This window comes from Streptomyces sp. NPDC032198, from assembly GCF_040636975.1.
Lineage (GTDB): Bacteria > Actinomycetota > Actinomycetes > Streptomycetales > Streptomycetaceae > Streptomyces.
The window spans coordinates 54291-71701 of record NZ_JBEZVL010000014.1; the positions used below are offsets into that span (position 1 = coordinate 54291).

A 17411-nucleotide genomic window follows, 5' to 3' on the forward strand; every position below is an offset into this window, starting at 1 on the left:
AGGCAATGGGCGTCTAGGCGCTGAAGCGGTCCCGCAGCTCCCGCTTGAGGATCTTCCCGCTCGCGTTGCGCGGCAGTTCGTCCACGAAGAGGACCCGCTTGGGTGCCTTGAAGTGGGCGAGCTTCTCGCGCGCGTGGTCGATGAGTTCGGCCTCGGTGACGTCTCCGTTGCGTACGACGACGGCGGTGACCGCCTCGATCCAGCGCTCGTCCGGCAGCCCGATCACGGCTGTCTCCGCGACCCGCGCATGGGTGTAGAGCGCGTCCTCGACCTGGCGCGAGGCGACCAGGACGCCGCCGGAGTTGATGACGTCCTTCACCCGGTCGACGACCGTGAAGTAGCCCTCCTTGTCCCGCACGGCGAGGTCCCCGGAGTGGAACCACCCGTCGCGGAAGGCCTCTTGGGTCTCCTCGGGTTTGTCCCAGTAGCCCTCGCACAACTGCGGCGAGTGGTAGACGACTTCGCCCTGCGTGCCGTCGGGCACCTCACGGCCACGCTCGTCCACGACCCGCGCCTCCACGAAGAGGACGGGCCGCCCGCAGGAGTCCATCCGCCCCTCGTGCTCGTCGGGGCCGAGGACCGTGGCGAGCGGGCCGATCTCGCTCTGCCCGAAGCAGTTGTAGAAGGCGAGCGCGGGCAGCCGTGCGCGCAGGCGCTCCAGGACGGGCACCGGCATGATCGACGCCCCGTAGTAGGCCTTGCGCAGGCCCCCGAGGTCGCGGGTGGCGAAGCCGGGGTGGTTCGAGAGGCCGATCCACACCGTGGGCGGCGCGAAGAGGCTGTCGGCGCGGCCCGCCTCGACCAGCTCGAAGATCCGCTCGGCGTCGGGCGCGTCGATGATCGTGTTCTCGGCGCCGACCGCCAGGTACGGCAGCAGGAAGACGTGCATCTGCGCCGAGTGGTAGAGCGGCAGCGCGTGGACGGGCTTGTCCGTCTCCTTGAGGTCCAGGGCGGTGATGGCGCTGACGTACTCGTGGACCAAGGCGCGGTGCGTCATCATCGCGCCCTTGGGGAGGGCGGTCGTGCCGGAGGTGTAGAGCAGCTGGGCCAGATCCTCCGCTCCGGGCCCCTCCCCGTCGTACGCCTGTCCTCCGGCGAGGCGCGCGAGCAGGGAGTCGTCCGCGTCGCGCAGGGCGAGGGCGCGTACGTCGCCGGGGAGCCGCGGGGCGAGGTCCGGGTCGGCCAGGACCAGGGAGCTGCCCGACTGGCCCACGATGTACGCCAGTTCGTCGCCGACGAGGTTCTGGTTGACCGGCACATGGACCAGACCCGCCCGCGAGCAGGCCAGGAAGCCGATCAGATACGCGTCCGAGTTGTGGGCGTAGGCGCCGACGCGGTCGCCGGGGACGAGCCCCTCCTCGCGCAGCACCTGAGCGGCACACGAGACAGCCGTGTCCAACTCCGCGTACGTCCACTCCCGCTCGCCGTAGCGCAGGGCCACCCGCCCCGGCACACGCCGCGCACTGCGCGTCAGGACGTCGTCGACCGTATTGCTGCGTACACCCGTCATGGCGTGATCCTGTGCCGCGCGTGTCACGGCGGTCAAGGCTCCGTACGGGGCACGAACCGGGGCGGTCGCGGTACTCGATCAACTGACATACCGGTTGGTACGCTCAACCGCCCTCTTCCTCAGAGCAGTTGGGAGGCTCCATGCGTACCCGCATCAGACGCCTGACGGCCCTCGGCGTCAGCCTGCTGACCGCCGCGGCGTTCCTTCCGTCGTCCGCCGCCACCGCCGGTGCGGCCGAGGCCCGTGAATCCCGCCCGTCGGGCCACGGCCTGACCGCGACCGTCCGCTACACGCAGTACGGCATTCCGCACATTCTCGCCAAGGACTACGAGAACCTCGGCTTCGGCACCGGCTGGGCGCAGGCCGCCGACCAGGTGTGCACCCTCGCCGAGGGATATGTGACCGTGCGCGGCGAGCGGTCACGGTACTTCGGCCCTGACGGCAAGCCCGACGGCTCGCTGTCCTCGGCTACCACGAACCTCTCCAGCGACCTCTACTTCGGCGGCGTCCGCGGCACGCACACGGTGGAGAAGCTCCTCAGGCAGCCCGCTCCGGCAGGGCCGAGCGCCACGTCGAAGAAGCTGATGTCCGGCTTCGCGGCGGGCTACAACGCCTGGCTGAAGCAGAACCGCGTCACCGACCCCGCCTGCAAGGGCGCCAAGTGGCTGCGCCCGATCACCTCCCTGGACGTGGCAAGGCAGGGCTTCGCCGTCCAGGTCCTGGGCGGTCAGGGGCGCGGCATAGACGGCATCACCGCCGCGCGGCCGCCTGCCGCGAGCGCCCCGGACCGCGCTCCTGATCCCGGGCGCACCGCGAAGGAGGCGCGCAAGCTCTTCTCGGCCGACGAGGCCGTCATGGGTTCCAACGCCGTCGCGTTCAGCGGGAAGACCACCGCGAACGGCAAGGGTCTGCTGCTCGGTAACCCGCACTACCCCTGGCAGGGCGGCCGTCGCTTCTGGCAGTCGCAGCAGACCATCCCCGGCGAGCTGAACGTCTCGGGCGGTTCGCTGCTCGGCACGAGCGTGGTGAACATCGGCTTCAACGGCGATGTGGCGTGGAGCCACACCGTGGCGACCGGCGTGACCCTCAATCTTCATCAGCTCACGCTGGATCCGGCCGATCCGACCGCCTATCTGGTGGACGGCAAGCCGGAGAAGATGACGAAGCGGACGGTCGAGGTGCCGGTCAAGGGCGGTGCTCCGGTGACCCGCACCCAGTGGTGGACCCGGTACGGTCCGGTCACCACCGGCCTCGGGGCGCAGCTCCCGCTGCCGTGGTCGGCGAAGACGGCGTACGCCCTGAACGACCCCAACGCCACGAACATGCGCGGCAGCGACACCGACCTCGGCTTCGGCAAGGCCCGCTCCACGGCCGGCGTGCTGAAGGCGCTGCGCGACACGCAGGGCCTGCCGTGGGTCAACACCGTCGCCGCGGACCGCAAGGGCCACTCGCTCCTCAGCCAGTCGCAGGTGCTGCCCCGCATCACCGACGACCTGGCCGCGCGCTGCTCCACGGATCTGGGCAAGGTCACGTACCCGGCGTCGGGTGTGGCCGTGCTCGACGGTTCGCGCGGTGACTGCGCGCTCGGCTCGGACAAGGACGCCCTCCAGCCCGGCATCTTCGGCCCGTCGAAGATGCCCACCCTCAAGGACGCCCCGTACGCGGAGAACTCCAACGACAGTGCCTGGCTCACCCATGCCGACCGGCCGATCACGGGCTACGAGCGGGTGTTCGGGACGATCGGCACGCAGCGCTCCATGCGGACGCGCGGTGCCATCGAGGATGTCGCGGCGATGGCGGACGAGGGCGGCCTGACGGTCAAGGACCTGCAGAAGCACCAGTTCGCGAACCGTGCCCCGGCGGGCGACCTCGTCGCCGACGACGCGGCACGCGCGTGTGCCGCGCTGCCCGGCGGCACCGCAACGGGCAGCGACGGCAAGCCGGTTGACGTGCGCAAGGCCTGTGCCGCGCTCAAGGGCTGGGACCGGACCATGAACACGGACAGCAGGGGCGCCCTGCTCTTCGACCGGTTCTGGCGCAAGCTGGTCGCCGCCGTGCCGAACGCCCAGCTGTGGAAGGTGCCGTTCTCCGCCGCCGACCCGGTGCGCACCCCGAACACCCTCAACACGGACGCGCCGGGTTTCGCGACCGCGCTCGCCGACGCGGTGACGGAGCTGAGCGGGGCAGGCATCGCACTCGACGCGCCACTGGGGAAGAACCAGTTCGTCGTACGCGGCTCGGAGCGGCTGCCCGTCCACGGCGGCACGGAGTCGATCGGTGTGTGGAACAAGGTCGAACCGGTCTGGGACGCGAAGGGCGGCGGCTACACCGAGGTCGCGCACGGTTCGAGCCACATCCAGGCGGTCGGCTGGGACAAGAGCAGCTGCCCGAAGGCACGCACGCTCCTGACCTACTCGCAGTCGTCGAACCCGAACTCGCCGCACTACAGCGATCAGACGCGGCTGTACTCCGGTGAGCGCTGGGTGACGTCGCGATTCTGCGAGAAGGACATCATGCGCGACCCGAAGCTGAAGGTGGAGAAGGTACGGGGAGCTGCCGTGCCGCGTTAGCTGGAACAGGGCCACCCCGCGTCTTGCTCGCCGTGGGGTGGCCCTGTCTCGTCTTTCACCTTCGGTGGGGGCGTATCGCGCAGTTCCCCGCGCCCCTGACGGGGCCGGGCTAGAGCGCGCGCTCCCTGCCCTCCCAGTACGGCTCGCGCAGACGTCGCTTGTAGAGCTTGCCGTTCGGGTCTCGTGGCATGACCTCGATGAAATCGACGCTCTTCGGCCTTTTGTAGCCCGCGAGTCGGCGTTCGCAGTGGTCGAGGATCTCGGCGGCGAGAGCGTCGTCGGCCGTATGGCCCTCCGCCACCTCCACGACCGCCTTGACCTGCTCGCCCCACTCGTCATGCGGGATACCGAACGCGGCGGCGTCCGCGATGGCGGGGTGGGTGAGCAGCGCGGACTCGATCTCGGCGGGGTAGATGTTGACCCCGCCCGAGATGATCATGTCGATCTTGCGGTCGCGGAGGTAGAGGTAGCCGTCCTCGTCAAGAACGCCGAGGTCGCCGACGGTGAAGAAGTCGCCGATGCGGTTCTTCTTCGTCTTGGACTCGTCCTTGTGGTACGAGAAACCGCCGGTGCTCATCTTCATGTAGACGGTGCCGAGTTCACCTGCCGGGACCGGGTTGCCGTCGTCGTCGAAGACGGCGAGTTCGCTGATGGGCCAGGCCTTGCCGACGGTGCCCGGCCGCTTCAGCCAGTCCTGCGCGGTGGCGAAGGCGCCGCCGCCCTCGCTGGCCGCGTAGTACTCCTCGACGCACTCGCCCCACCACTCGATCATCGCCCGTTTGACGTGGTCGGGGCAGGGCGCGGCGCCATGGATGGCGTGCCGCATGGATGAGACGTCGTACGCCGCCTTCGTCGCGTCCGGCAGTGCGAGGAGGCGGTGGAACTGGGTCGGGACCATGTGGGTGTGCGTGCACTTGCAGGTGTCGATGAGGCGCAGCATCTCCTCGGGCGTCCACTTGTCCATCAGGACCAGCGGGTGGCCGATGTGCAGGGCCGCACCCGCGAACTGGAGGACCGCCGTGTGGTAGAGCGGCGAGCAGACGAGGTGCACATTGCCGTCGAAGGGCTTGATGCCGAAGATGCCGAGGAAGCCGCCGAGGTACGACTCCTCGGGGAGCTTGCCGGACAGGGGACGGCGAATGCCGCGCGGACGTCCCGTCGTGCCCGAGGTGTAGTTCATGACCCAGCCGAGCGTGCGGTCGGCGGGGGGCGACTCCGGCTGCCCCGCGAGGAGTTCGGCGTACGGGCGGAAGCCGGGAACCTCACCCACGGAGTACCGGTGCGTGCCCGGGAGCTTCGCCTCGTCGGCGGCGTGGGTCGCGGCCTGCGCGAACCGCTCGTGCGCGACAAGGACCTTCGCACCGGAGTCGGAGACGATCCAGGCGATCTCCGGGCCGACCAGGTGATGGTTGACCGGGACCAGATAGAAACCGGCCTGTGAGGCCGCCAGGTACGCGGTGAGGAACTCGACACCGTTGGGCAGCACGACGGCGAAGGCGTCGCCGCGCTCCAGGCCCGCCGCGCGCAGCCCGTGGACGAGCTGATTGGTCGCCGCGTGCAGGCGCCGCGCGGTCCACTCCTCGCCGTCGGGCGCGGTCAGGACCACGCGGTCCGGGTCCGCTTCGGCCTGTGCCCAGAAGCCGTTGGGGGGCGTGCTGCCCGGCATGCTGCTCATAAGGACCTCTCCTCCGTCGTCTCGTCAGTCGCGTCCGGCGACGCGGTTCACCCGGTCGATGGCCCGCTCGAAACCACGGGTCAGATCGTCGAAGACCGCCTGGACGCTGCGTTCGCTGTTCATGCGGCCGACGATCTGCCCGACGGGCGTGCCGAGCAGCGCCTGGACCTCGTACTTCTGGATGCGTGAGACCGCCTCGGCGACCAGGAGCCCCTGCAGCGGCATGGGCAGCGTGCCGGGTCCGTCCGGGTCGTCCCAGGCGTCGGTCCATTCGGTGCGCAGCTGACGTGCGGGTTTGCCCGTCAGGGCGCGCGAGCGGACGGTGTCGCCCGATCCCGCCGCCAGGAGCTTCTCGGTGAGCGCCCGCGAGTGCATGTCGGCCTCGGTCGTGGTGAGCCAGAGGGAGCCGAGCCACACGCCCTGCGCGCCGAGCGCGAACGCGGCGGCGATCTGGTCCCCGCTGCCGATGCCGCCCGCCGCGAGCACCGGCAGTGGCGCGACGGCCTCGACGGCCTCCGGCGTCAGGACCATGGAGGCGATCTCACCGGTGTGGCCGCCCGCCTCGTAGCCCTGCGCGACGACGATGTCGATGCCCGCGTCGGCGTGCTTGCGCGCGTGCCGGGCGCTGCCCGCGAGGGCGGCGACGAGTACGTCGTGGTCGTGGGCGCGCTGGATGACGTCGGCGGGCGGCGAGCCCAGCGCGTTGGCGAGCAGCTTGATCGGGTAGTCGAAGGCCACGTCGAGCTGGTTGCGGGCCACCTGTTCCATCCACCCGGTGATGCGCCAGCCGGACGCCTCTCCTTCGGCGAGTTCGGGCACGCCGTACTTGCCGAGGGTGTCCGTGACGAACTGCCGGTGGCCCTCGGGGATCATCGCCTCGACGTCGGCCTCGCTCACCCCCTCGACCTTCTTCGCGGGCATCACGACATCGAGGCCGTACGGCTTGTCGCCGACGTGCTCCTGCATCCAGTCGAGATCCCGGGCCAGCTCGTCGGGCGCCGTGTAGCGGACCGCGCCGAGCACACCGAATCCGCCCGCCCTGCTGATGGCGGCCGCCACCGCGGGGAAGGGCGTGAAGCCGAAGATGGCGTGCTCGATCCCCAGTTTCCTGCTCAGCTCTGTCTGCATGGGCGCAGGATGCCGCAGCCGCCCGGACGACGGAAGAGATTTTCTGATGCAGTGTCAGATCTTTGCCGGGCGCCCGTGGTTGACAGGGCCAGGCACTGACATGAAAGTTTCAGCAGTCTCTTGTGATCCCGAAAGATAATTTCAGCCCAGGAGAGTTTCAGGAGGGGGCACAGTCATGGCCGAGGACAGCGGGGCGACGTCGGGCAGAGCGGATGACGGGCTGAGCCGACGCCACCTGGGCGCGCGGATCGTGGCGTTGGGCGGGGCGCTCGCGCTGGTGCCGTTCCCCGCGGGGCCCGCCGCGGCGGCGGAATCCACGCCCGGTGACCGGCATCCGACGCTGCGGCCCGGCAGCCCCGAGCGCGCCGGACTGCTCGCCGGGCACCTGCGGCAACTGGTCGCCGACGCCGAGCAGTTCCTCGGCCCATCCCCCAAGCACCCCTGGTACGCGGGCGCCGTCCTGCTGGCGGGCCGCGGCGGCACGGTCGCCCTGCACCACCCCATCGGCAAGGCGGTGCGCTACTCGGCGTACGACGAGAAGACCGACACCGGCGTCGAGCTGCCGGCCGACCGGCAGATCGCGATGGCCAAGGACACGGTCTTCGACCTCGCCTCCGTCTCCAAGCTCTTCACCTCGCTGCTCGCGGTGCAGCAGATCGAGCGGGGCAAGCTGGAGCTGGAGGCGAAGGTCGCCTCGTACCTCCCCGATTTCGGGGGCGCGGGCAAGCAGGACATCACCGTCCGCCAGCTCCTCACCCACACCTCGGGTTTCCGCGCCTGGATCCCCCTCTACAAGGAGCCCACGCGAGAGGGGCAGTTGCGCCTGATCTGGAACGAGGCACCGCTCAACCCGCCGGGCACAAAGTACCTCTACTCGGATCTGAACCTGATCTCGCTCCAGCTGGTCCTGGAGGAGATCACGGGCCGCCGCCTGGACGCGCTGCTCCGCGACGAGATCACCGCTCCCCTCGGAATGCACCGCACCCGCTACAACCCGCCCGCGTCCTGGCAGCCGAAGACAGCCGCCACCGAGGACGCCCGGCCGCCCTGGTCGGGCCTTGACCGCGGCATGGTGTGGGGCGAGGTGCACGACGAGAACGCCTTCGGCCTCGGCGGGGTCGCGGGACACGCGGGGGTGTTCTCCTGCGCCTGGGACCTCGCGATCCTCGGGCGTACGCTCCTCAACGGCGGGGTCTACGGCCGCTCCCGCATCCTGTCCGCCGAGTCCGTGAAGCTGATGTTCACCGACTTCAACACCGCCTTCCCCGGCGACGAGCACGGCCTCGGCTTCGAGCTCTACCAGCACTGGTACATGGGCGCGATGGCGACTCCGCGCACCGCCGGCCACACGGGATTCACCGGCACCTCGCTCGTGCTGGACCCGACGACCGACTCCTTCCTCGTCGTCCTCGGCAACTCGGTTCATCCGGTGCGCAGTTGGCGCTCCGGATCGGCGCCCAGGGTGGCGACGGCCAACCGCATGGCACGCGCCGTCCCCGTACGTCCGGCCCACGGACGCACCGCGTGGTTCTCCGGCATGGCGAACGGGGCATCGGCCACCCTGACCCTGCCGCCGCTCACCCTCACCACGGACCGGGGAGAGCTGCGGTGCTCCCTGTGGTGGGACACCGAGCCCGGCTCGGACCAACTGCGCCTGGAGGCGTCCCGCGACGACGGCACGACCTGGCAGCCGGTGCCCTTCACCACGGAGCACCGGGGGTCGGACCCCAGAGAGCACCCCGACGGCACCGCGTCCGGCTGGTCGGGCCGCGTCTGGCACCGGCTGACCGCGGACCTCGCGCGGTGGCGGGGCGAACAGGTGCGCCTGCGCTGGCGGTACGCGACGGACCAGCTCTATGTGGGACGTGGCGCGTACGCCGACGGACTGCGGGTCGAGGACGGGCGCCGCACGGTCTTCGACGAGGCACGGCCCGCCGACGCGGCGCGGATCGAGGCGGTGGGCTGGACCACCTCGGCGGACTGAGGACGCCGCGCCGGTCCGGGGCCGGGCGGCGTCCCCGTACCCGCGGCTACTCGCCCAGCGCCGCCATGGCCGCGTTGTGCCCGGGGATGCCGCTGACCCCGCCACCGCGCACGGCACCCGCCCCGCACAGCAGGACGTTCGCGTGCCGCGTCTCCACGCCCCAGCGGCCGGTGTCCTCCTGCGCGTAGGGGAAGGCGAGGTCGCGGTGGAAGATGTTGCCGCCGGGCAGGCGCAGGTCGTGTTCCAGGTCGAGCGGGGTCTTGGCCTCGATGCAGGGGCCTCCTTCGGCGTCGGTGGCCAGGCAGTCGGCGATCGGCTCGGCCAGGTGCGCGTCCAGCTGCGCCAGGGTCGACTTCAGCAGCTCGGCCCGTACGGCGTCGTTGTCGTGGGCGAAGAGGCGGGCGGGCGTGTGCAGCCCGAAGAGGGTGAGGGTCTGGCAGCCGCGCTCCACGAGTTCCGGGGCGAGGATGCTGGGATCGGTCAGGGAGTGGCAGTAGATCTCGGAGGGCGGCGCGGCGGGCAGCTCACCGGACGCGGCCTGGGCGTACGCGGTCGCCAGCTCGCCGTAGCCCTCCCCGATGTGGAACGTCCCGGCGAAGGCCTCGTGCGGGTCGACCGACGTGTCGCGCAGCCTCGGCAGCCGGTCGAGCAGCATGTTGACCTTGAGCTGGGCACCCTCGGCCGGAGTGGGCGGGGCGCCCCCGACGAGGGCGGCGAGCTCCTGCGGTGAGGCGTTGACCAGGACGTGCCGGGCGGCGACGGTGGCCTCGCGCTCGGGCGTCCGGTAGGTGACCTCGGCGGTCTGGCCGTCCGAGTCGACGCGGGTGACCTCGTGGCCGGTGGCGAGTTCGGCGCCCGCCGCGCGGGCCGAGGCAGCGAGGGCTCCGGTGAGCGCGCCCATGCCGCCGACGGGGACGTTCCAGTCGCCGGTGCCGCCGCCGATGACGTGGTAGAGGAAGCAGCGGTTCTGGCGCAGGGACGGGTCGTGGGCGTCGGCGAACGTGCCGATGAGGGCGTCGGTGAGCACCACCCCGCGCACCAGGTCGTCGGCGAACCGCTCCTCGATGGCGGCGCCGATGGGCTCCTCGAAGAGCGTGCGCCAGGCCGTCTCGTCACCGATCCGCTCGCGCAGGGCGTCACGCGTGGGCAGCGGCTCGGTGAGCGTGGGGAACACCTGCTCGGCGACGTGGCCCGTCATGGCGTAGAACTCCCGCCAGGCCTCGTACTCGCGCGGACCACCGGTGAGCCGCGCGAAGGCGTCCCTGGTGCGCGCTTCGCCCCCGCCGACGAGCAGTCCCGCCGGGCTCCCGTCGCGCTCGGTCGGCGTGTACGAGGAGACGGTGCGGGTGCGCACCCGGAAGTCCAGGTCGAGGTTGCTGACGATCTTCCGCGGCAGCAGGCTGACCAGGTACGAGTAGCGCGAGAGGCGGGCGTCGACACCCGCGAAGGGGCGGCTGGACACGGCGGCCCCGCCGGTGCCGGCCAGCCGCTCGAGGACCAGGACGGAGCGTCCGGCGCGGGCGAGGTAGGCGGCGGCCACGAGTCCGTTGTGACCACCGCCGACGATGACGGCGTCGTATCGATCGCGAGGAGGCATGACTCTTGGTAGCACGAGAGCGCCCCGAAGGGGCGCGGGGAACTGCGCGACCAGCCACAACAAGCCCGCGGACGACCCACCCGCCCCAGCGCGACGGCACCCCTCGACGCGCCCCGCGAATCAATGCCCGCCGGAGGCCCGCTGCTGCCGCAACGCGGCAACCCGGCGGTACAGCTCCACCGCTTCCGTCCCACGGCCCAGCTGCTCCAGGCAGTGCGCCTCGTCATTGCGGCTGGCGAGGGCGTCGGGATGGTCGGCGCCGAGTACCTGCTCACGCGCGGCAGCGACCCTGCGGTACTCGGTCAGGGCGTCGGCCCAGCGGCCGAGCCAGCCCAGGCCCACGGCCACCTCGCGGCGGCTGACGAGGGTGTCCGGGTGGTCGCCGCCGAGGACGCGTTCGCGGATCGCGCAGACGTCACGGGCCTCGGCCAGGGCTTCCTCCCAGCGGCCCTGGCGGCCGAGGTTCACGCCGAGGCCGTGCCGGGCGCGCAGGGTCTCCGGGTCGGCGGGGCCGTTCACGCGGGTGCGGTCGTCGATCAGGTCGCGGTACAGCTCAAGGGCCTCGCCGCTGCGGCCGAGCCTGCCGAGGCTGATGCCCACCTCGTAGCGGGCGGTGAGGGTGTCCGGGTGGTCGGCGCCGAGCGCCCGCACGCGCGCGTCGGCGACCTCGCGGTACGTCTGGAGCGCCTCGGGCCAGCGCCCCAACTGGCCCAGCGCGTAAGCGACTTCGTAGCGCGTCACGAGGGTGTCGGGGTGCGTGGCCCCAAGGACGCGCGCACGGGCCGTCGCCACGTCGCGGGCCAGCCGGTAGGAGTCCTCGAGGCGGCCCAGCCTGGAGAGGTTGTACGCGAGGTTGTGCCGGCAGCGCAGGGTGTCGGGGTGGTCGGCGCCCGCGGTCCGCTCCCGGACGGCAAGGACCGACGTGTACATCTGGTGGGCCTCGAAGTGCCGCCCCAACTGCCCCATGACGTACGCCATTTCCTGCCGTGCGGCCAGCGTGTCCGGGTGCTCGGGGCCGAGTGTGCGCTCCCTGCCCTGGGCGACGCGCCCGTACTCCCGCAGGGCGTCGGCCGCGCGGCCGGTACGGCTGAGCGTGAAGCCCACTTCGTAGCGGCTGGCGAGGGTGTCCGGGTGGTCGGGGCCGAGCGCGTGCTCCCGCTCGGCGGCCACCGCGCGGTGCACCTCGCCCGCCTCGGCCCACCGGCCCAGGCGCCCCAGGCTCAGACCCGCGTTGTGCCGGCTGACGAGGGTGGCGACCACCTCGGGGGACGGCGTGGGCCGTTCGGGACGGCGCGGGGCCGCGGCCCGGCGTGCGTCGGTGCGCGGGATCCACTCGCCGGTCAGGCCCGCCGCCGCGTCCGGCGGCGTCGTGCGCAGCTCGGAGGCGCCGTTCGCCTTGTGCCCGGTCGTCATGCCCCGGGTCCACGAGGGCAGCCGCGGCTCGCGCGAGGGCGGCTGCTCCGGACGGTGCACGGGCGGGGTGACGACGGTCGGGACGTACGAGGGGACCGTGCGGCCGGTGAGGATGCGGCGCCCCAGTTCGCGCGCGTCGCTCGGCCGGTCGTCCGGTTCCTTGGCGAGCAGGTCGAGGACGATCTTCTCGAAGTACTCGGGCAGCTCGTCGCGGTGCCTGCGCGGCGGCTCGGGCACCGTGTCGCGGTGGCCGACGAGCACGGCCCAGGCGTCCTCCAGGTCGAACGGCGGCGCCCCGGTGGCGATCTCGTACAGCACGCACCCGAAGGAGTAGAGGTCGCTGCGCTGGTCGACCTGGGCGCCGCTGATCTGCTCGGGCGACATGTAGTGGGGCGTGCCCATCGCGATGCCCGTGCCGGTCAGGCGCGAGGTGAAGCCGATGTCATGGCCGAGCCTCGCGATCCCGAAGTCGCAGATCTTCACCGTGCCGTCCGTGAGCCGCATGATGTTCGCGGGCTTCAGGTCCCGGTGCACGATGCCCTGTTCATGGGTGTACGCGAGCGCGGCGGAGACCTGGTCGGCGATCTCCACGACGTCCGGGACGGGCAGCGGATGCTGTTTGTTGTCCTCGAGGAGCTGGCTGAGGTTGCGTCCTTCGAGCAGCTCCATGACCAGGTAGAGGACGCCGTCGTGCTCACCGAAGTCATGGACGACGGTGACGCCGCGGTGCTGCAGCGCCGCCGCGACGCGCGCCTCGCGCCGGAACCGCTCGCGCAGCACGCGGGTGAAGGACTGGTCGTGTTGTGGCCCCATCGGCTTGAGGCACTTCACGGCGACCCTGCGCCCGAGGGACTCGTCGCGGGCACGCCACACCTCGCCCATGCCGCCGCGTCCGATCAGGTCCAGTAGCCGGTAGCGGCCCTGGATCAGCCTGGTGTCCGCCATCTCCCGCCGTCGCCCCCGTTGAATCGCTGCGCCCTCCCCGGCCCGTCCAGTATGGCTGGCCGCCTGTCGAGTTTGTACGGGGCAGGCCGTGCGCCGGGCCCGAGCCTGGCCATGGCCCGCAGAATGTGTTTCGGGGGAAGTTGCCAGCGTAGACGTGCGGGAACGGTGCGCAGGATGGTGCCGGTGGTGACGAGCCGCCGGGTCACGGTGGCCGGTGGCGGGGCCGTCCTGCCGTACAGCTCGTGGGCGTACGGCGGCAGTGCGGCGTACGCCAGATTCGCCACGCGCCGCCACAGCAGGGCGCGCGCCGGAACCAGGAGGACGTGCGTCGGCGGGCGCTGGAGGAAGTCGTCGACCTCGCGCGCCTCGGGCCCGGCGGCCAGTTCGGGACGCACCCGCTCGAAGTAGGCGGCGAGTTCGGCGGTCGACGCCGGTATGCGGTCGGGGTCGAGGCCGACGAGCCGGCCGCTCTCGCGGTGCTCGGCGACATAGCGGTCGGCGAGCTCGTCGGTGAGGCGGAACCCCGACCGGCGTGCGACGTGCAGATAGGAGTCGATCTCGGCGCAGTGCACCCACAGCAGCAGTTCGGGTTCGTCGACGCCGTACCGCTCCCCCGTGCCGGGGTCGGTGACCTTGATCATCGTGTGGATCTTCCGCACCCGTGCGCCCGCGTGCTCGGCGACCTCGGTGGTGCCGTACGTGGTGGTGCCCACGAAGTTCGCGGTCCGCATGAGACGGCCCCAGGCGTCCTTGCGGAAATCCGAGTTCTGCATGACGCCGCGCACCGCGCGGGGGTGCAGGGCCTGTAGATACAGGGCGCGGATCCCGGCGACCCACATCATCGGGTCGCCGTGCATCTGCCAGGTCACGGACGAGGGGCCGAAGAGCCCCGGATCCGCCGCCACCGGCTGCCCCGGTGAGGATGCCTCGCGCATACAACCACCTCCTGAGCGCAGGCTACGCCGCCGGTGCGCGCGGGCGGCACCGCGGTGATGGTGGTACCGGCCCGCGATCAGTGAGGCGTCAACTCCGGTCAGTGCCGGGGCGATCCGAGGTCAGGTAGGAGATGACCATGTCCCCCAGCATCGTCCGGTAGTGCTCACGGCGAGGCTCCTCGGTGAGGTCGCGGCCGAAGAGCGCACGGAAGGTGTGCCGGTTGGAGACCCGGAAGAAGCAGAACGAGCTGATCATCGCGTGCAGGTCGACGGCATCCACCTCGGCCGTGAACACGCCCTGCTCACGCCCGGTCTCGAGGATCGAGGCGATGACGTCGATCGCCGGAGAGCTGAGGGAGGCGAGACTCGGTGAGGCGCCGATGTGCTGCGCCTCGTGGATGTTCTCGATGCTGACGAGGCGGATGAAGTCCGGATGCGCCTCGTGGTGGTCGAAGGTGAGCTCCGCAAGACGGCGGATCGCGGACACCGGGTCCAGGTGCCCGACGTCGAGCTGCTGCTCCTCGTGCCGGATGACCTTGTACGCCCGCTCGAGGACCGCCGTGAACAACTGGTCCTTGCTGCCGAAGTAGTAGTAGATCATCCGCTTCGTGGTCCGCATGCGGGCGGCGATCTCGTCCACCCTGGCCCCCGCATAGCCCATGCGGGCGAACTCCTCGGTGGCCACATCGAGGATCTCCCCCTGCGTACGGGCCGCGTCCCGGGTGCGCTTGGCGGGCGGGGACGGCGTGGGGACCTCGGCGGCCATGCGGCTCCTCAGGGCGGACTCTTCGGCGCCGGTCAGTCTAACCTCGGGCCGCCCTGGGGCTTTTGTGGCCGAACGACGAGGTCACACCCCCTGCTGGTGACCGTGCTGGGCAGCGAGCCGTACGGCCGCGTTGCCCGCCCCGTATCCCCGGTAGCCGCCCGTGCGCTGCACCAGTTCGAAGAAGACGCGCCCGACCGTGGCGGTGTAGCAGTGCAGGAACTCCCCGTTCTCGTCCCGGTCGTAGAGGATGCCGAGGTCCGCCAGGGTGGCCAGATGCTCTGGCTCCAGCTCGTGGCGGGCGTCGAGGTCGTCGTAGTAGTTGGCGGGGATCGGGAGGAGGCCCGCGCCCCGCTCCCGGACGCGCCGGGCGGCGGCGATGATGTCGTCGGTGGCCAGCGCGATGTGCTGGAGGCGGCTGCCCCGGGCGTCCGGCGCGGGCGCGATGTTGAGGACGAGGCGCACACCGCCGTCGGGGGACGCGACGGCCCGGCTGCGCACGAGGCCGTAGGGGTCGGCCAGGTCCAGGCTGTCGTCCGCCTCCAGGCCCAGCACGCCCCGGTGGAACAGCGATGCCTCGTCGAACTGGTGCCAGGGCTGGGTGAGGGCGATGTGGTCGATGCGGCGGACGGCTGCCGCGGTCTGTTCGCCGGTCTGTTCGCCGGTCCGCTCCCCCGGCAGAGCGCGCGACGGCACCTCGGTGAAGTCACCGGTCCAGCTGGGGTGGTCGGACCGCTCCGTGCGGCAGAAGAAGAACTCCGTGCCGTCGGGTGCGGCGACCGCGTCGAGCGGCGCGTCCTGCGGTGCCCGTCGCCTCGGCACCACGGGGGCGAGCACCTCCTCGGCACGCCGGGCGGCCCGCTCCGGGTCGGGGGTCTCCACGCCGACCGCGGTCAGCGCGGGGCCCTGACGAGGGCCGCTGACACCGGTGTTGAGCAGGATGCGGGCCTCCCCCTGCGTCCACAGTTCGACCGGTTTCCAGTGGTGCCGTGCGGTGTGCGCGAAGCCGAGTGACTCGAGGACCCCGCGCAGCGGTTCGGTGTCGGCCGCGGTCAGCTCGGCGAAGGCGAAACCGGAGGGCACGGCCGCGGCGGGGAGCGTGGACAGTCCGGCCGACTCCTCGAGGAGGAGCAGGGAACGGAGCGCGTCGACGGCGGTGGAGGCCGCGCCCGCCTGCCGGAAGACGTCGTTGAACACTTCGAGCGACAGCGGCCCCTGGTATCCGGCCCGTACCGTGGCGGCCACCAGAGGGGCGAGGTCGAAGCCGCCCTGGCCGGGGAAACAGCGGTAGTGCCTGCTCCATTGCAGGACGTCCATCGCCATCAGCGGCGCGTCCGCCAGTTGGAGGAAGAAGATCTTCTCGCCGGGGATGTCCGCGATGCCCTTGGGGTCTGAGCCGCGGGAGAGGATGTGGAAGCTGTCGAGGCAGGTGCCGAGTGCCGGATGATCCGCCTGCTCCACGATCCGCCAGGCATGGTCGTACGTGCTGACGTGCCGGCCCCAGGCCAGGGCCTCGTAGGCGATGCGGATGCCATGGGCCGCCGCCCGGTCGGCGAGCAGCCGCAGTTGCTCGGCGGCGAGCGCGTCGTCGTCGACCGACTCGGGGGCGACGCTGGAGCAGACGAGGAGCAGGTCCGCGCCGAGGCGCTCCATCACGGCGAACTTGCGTTCCGCGCGCCGCAGATTGCGGGCGAGTACGTCGGCGGGGACGGCCTCGAAGTCGCGGAACGGCTGGTAGAGGTCGATGCCAAGACCCAGGTCCGCACAGCGCAGCCGCACCTCCTCGGGGCTGAGCGGGCCGCCGAGCAGGTCGTTCTCGAAAATCTCCACACCGTCGAATCCGGCGGTGGCGACGGCGGTGAGCTTCTCGGACAGCGGGCCGCTGAGCGAGACGGTGGCGATCGATTTGCGCATGGTGTTCTCCTGTCGGGCCGTGGTCAGGCCGCTGTTCGGGCCGGAATCAGGCCGCGGTTCGGCCCGCTGTTCGGGGCTGGTGGCAGCCCGGCGTCGGACCGCTGGTCAGGCCGGGAAGGCGGCCAGATCGCCGAGGTCGGCGAGCATCGGCCCGGTGTGCGGTTCGAGCCCGGTGAAGAGCCGGAAGGCGTCGGCCGCCTGGAAGACGGCCATGCCGCCGCCGTCGAGGGTGCGGCAGCCGATGGCGCGGGCCTCGCGCAACAGCTCGGTCTCCAGCGGCCGGTAGACGACTTCGGCCACCCAGAGTCCGGGCCTGAGCAGGGCGACCGGCAGCGGCAGACCCGGGTGCGCGACCATGCCGGTCGGTGTGGCGTGGACGAGCCCGTCCGCTGCGGCGAGGCGTTCGGCGACCGCCCCGGTGGGCGCGGACACCGCACGGCCGGGCCCGAAGCGCGAGACCAGTGCGGCGGCGAGACCGGCGGCGCGGGCCGGGTCGGTGTCGACCAGGGTGACCCGGTCGACACCGAGATTCAGCAGGGCGTGCGCCACCGCGGCGCCCGCCCCGCCCGCGCCGAGCTGCACGACGTCGCCGGTCGGCGCGTCGGCCAGGCCGCGGGCGAAGGACTGGGCGAAGCCGGTGGCATCGGTGTTGTGCCCGATGGCGCGTCCGTCCCTGAAGACGACGGTGTTCACGGCTCCGAGCTCGGCCGCGTCGGGGGCGAGTTCGTCCAGGTGCTCGATGACCAGCTGCTTGCAGGGGTGGGTGATGTTCAGCCCGTCGAAGCCGAGGCGGCGGGCGGCGTGCACCAGTTCGCCCACGGCCTCGGGCGCGACGCCCAGCTCGTCGATGTCGAGGGTGCGGTAGACGAGGCGCACACCGTGCCGGTCCGCCTCGCGTTCGTGCAGAGCGGGGCTCAGGGAGGGGCCGATACCGGCGCCGATCAGGCCGGTGAGGTACGAGGTCATCGAAGGTTCCT

11 protein-coding genes are annotated in these 17411 nt (G+C 71.6%); 2 read left to right on the plus strand and 9 right to left on the minus strand.

From position 1 onward, the window contains the following. Nucleotides 1-13 precede the first annotated feature (13 nt). Nucleotides 14-1510: an acyl-CoA synthetase gene (locus AB0E78_RS32140; protein WP_361839991.1), complete on the minus strand. Its 1497-nt coding sequence runs from the start codon at nucleotides 1508-1510 to the stop codon at nucleotides 14-16. A 140-nt stretch (nucleotides 1511-1650) separates the two neighbouring features. Here AB0E78_RS32140 and AB0E78_RS32145 point away from each other — a divergent pair, with 140 nt between their 5' ends. Next, nucleotides 1651-4080, plus strand: a complete 2430-nt coding sequence (locus AB0E78_RS32145; RefSeq protein WP_361839993.1) for a penicillin acylase family protein — start codon at nucleotides 1651-1653, stop codon at nucleotides 4078-4080. Between the two features lie 109 nt (nucleotides 4081-4189). Here AB0E78_RS32145 and AB0E78_RS32150 read toward each other — a convergent pair whose 3' ends face one another. Both AB0E78_RS32150 and AB0E78_RS32155 read right to left on the minus strand, forming a co-directional pair. After that, complete coding sequence (locus AB0E78_RS32150) at nucleotides 4190-5746, minus strand: acyl-CoA synthetase (RefSeq protein WP_361840505.1); 1557 nt, start codon at nucleotides 5744-5746, stop codon at nucleotides 4190-4192. A gap of 33 nt (nucleotides 5747-5779) precedes the next feature. Next, the gene (locus AB0E78_RS32155; protein WP_361839996.1) at nucleotides 5780-6883 is read right to left on the minus strand and encodes a nitronate monooxygenase family protein; all 1104 of its coding nucleotides are present in this window, start codon (nucleotides 6881-6883) and stop codon (nucleotides 5780-5782) included. Between the two features lie 175 nt (nucleotides 6884-7058). On the opposite strand from AB0E78_RS32155, the gene AB0E78_RS32160 reads away from it, so the two are divergent. Next, the gene (locus tag AB0E78_RS32160) at nucleotides 7059-8867 is read left to right on the plus strand and encodes a serine hydrolase (protein ID WP_361839999.1); all 1809 of its coding nucleotides are present in this window, start codon (nucleotides 7059-7061) and stop codon (nucleotides 8865-8867) included. A gap of 46 nt (nucleotides 8868-8913) precedes the next feature. Here the strand turns inward: AB0E78_RS32160 and AB0E78_RS32165 are convergent, their stop codons facing one another. The 6 genes from AB0E78_RS32165 to AB0E78_RS32190 all read right to left on the minus strand — a co-directional run bounded on the left by AB0E78_RS32165 (nucleotide 8914) and on the right by AB0E78_RS32190 (nucleotide 17400). Next, nucleotides 8914-10464, minus strand: a complete 1551-nt coding sequence (locus AB0E78_RS32165; RefSeq protein ID WP_361840002.1) for an NAD(P)/FAD-dependent oxidoreductase — start codon at nucleotides 10462-10464, stop codon at nucleotides 8914-8916. A 120-nt stretch (nucleotides 10465-10584) separates the two neighbouring features. Continuing rightward, complete coding sequence (locus AB0E78_RS32170) at nucleotides 10585-12822, minus strand: serine/threonine-protein kinase (RefSeq protein ID WP_361840005.1); 2238 nt, start codon at nucleotides 12820-12822, stop codon at nucleotides 10585-10587. Continuing rightward, nucleotides 12804-13757, minus strand: a complete 954-nt coding sequence (locus AB0E78_RS32175) for an oxygenase MpaB family protein (RefSeq protein ID WP_361840008.1) — start codon at nucleotides 13755-13757, stop codon at nucleotides 12804-12806. The genes AB0E78_RS32170 and AB0E78_RS32175 overlap by 19 nt, the downstream gene beginning before the upstream one ends. Nucleotides 13758-13845: 88 nt before the next feature. Further along, the gene (locus AB0E78_RS32180) at nucleotides 13846-14523 is read right to left on the minus strand and encodes a TetR/AcrR family transcriptional regulator (protein WP_361840011.1); all 678 of its coding nucleotides are present in this window, start codon (nucleotides 14521-14523) and stop codon (nucleotides 13846-13848) included. 81 nt (nucleotides 14524-14604) lie between these two features. Further along, complete coding sequence (locus tag AB0E78_RS32185; protein ID WP_361840013.1) at nucleotides 14605-16434, minus strand: TIM barrel protein; 1830 nt, start codon at nucleotides 16432-16434, stop codon at nucleotides 14605-14607. A 105-nt stretch (nucleotides 16435-16539) separates the two neighbouring features. Next, a complete protein-coding gene (locus AB0E78_RS32190; RefSeq protein WP_361840016.1) occupies nucleotides 16540-17400 on the minus strand; it encodes a shikimate dehydrogenase in 861 nt (286 codons plus the stop codon). Nucleotides 17401-17411: the final 11 nt, after the last annotated feature.

Bases quoted from the DNA above. Each gene is read 5' to 3' on its own strand.
- AB0E78_RS32190 (WP_361840016.1), bottom strand. From the start codon at position 17,400: ATGACCTCGTACCTCACCGGCCTGATCGGCGCCGGTATCGGCCCCTCC.
- AB0E78_RS32170 (WP_361840005.1), bottom strand. From the start codon at position 12,822: ATGGCGGACACCAGGCTGATCCAGGGCCGCTACCGGCTACTGGACCTG.
- AB0E78_RS32140 (WP_361839991.1), bottom strand. From the start codon at position 1,510: ATGACGGGTGTACGCAGCAATACGGTCGACGACGTCCTGACGCGCAGT.
- AB0E78_RS32145 (WP_361839993.1), top strand. From the start codon at position 1,651: ATGCGTACCCGCATCAGACGCCTGACGGCCCTCGGCGTCAGCCTGCTG.
- AB0E78_RS32180 (WP_361840011.1), bottom strand. From the start codon at position 14,523: ATGGCCGCCGAGGTCCCCACGCCGTCCCCGCCCGCCAAGCGCACCCGG.
- AB0E78_RS32150 (WP_361840505.1), bottom strand. From the start codon at position 5,746: ATGCCGGGCAGCACGCCCCCCAACGGCTTCTGGGCACAGGCCGAAGCG.
- AB0E78_RS32155 (WP_361839996.1), bottom strand. From the start codon at position 6,883: ATGCAGACAGAGCTGAGCAGGAAACTGGGGATCGAGCACGCCATCTTC.
- AB0E78_RS32160 (WP_361839999.1), top strand. From the start codon at position 7,059: ATGGCCGAGGACAGCGGGGCGACGTCGGGCAGAGCGGATGACGGGCTG.
- AB0E78_RS32165 (WP_361840002.1), bottom strand. From the start codon at position 10,464: ATGCCTCCTCGCGATCGATACGACGCCGTCATCGTCGGCGGTGGTCAC.
- AB0E78_RS32185 (WP_361840013.1), bottom strand. From the start codon at position 16,434: ATGCGCAAATCGATCGCCACCGTCTCGCTCAGCGGCCCGCTGTCCGAG.
- AB0E78_RS32175 (WP_361840008.1), bottom strand. From the start codon at position 13,757: ATGCGCGAGGCATCCTCACCGGGGCAGCCGGTGGCGGCGGATCCGGGG.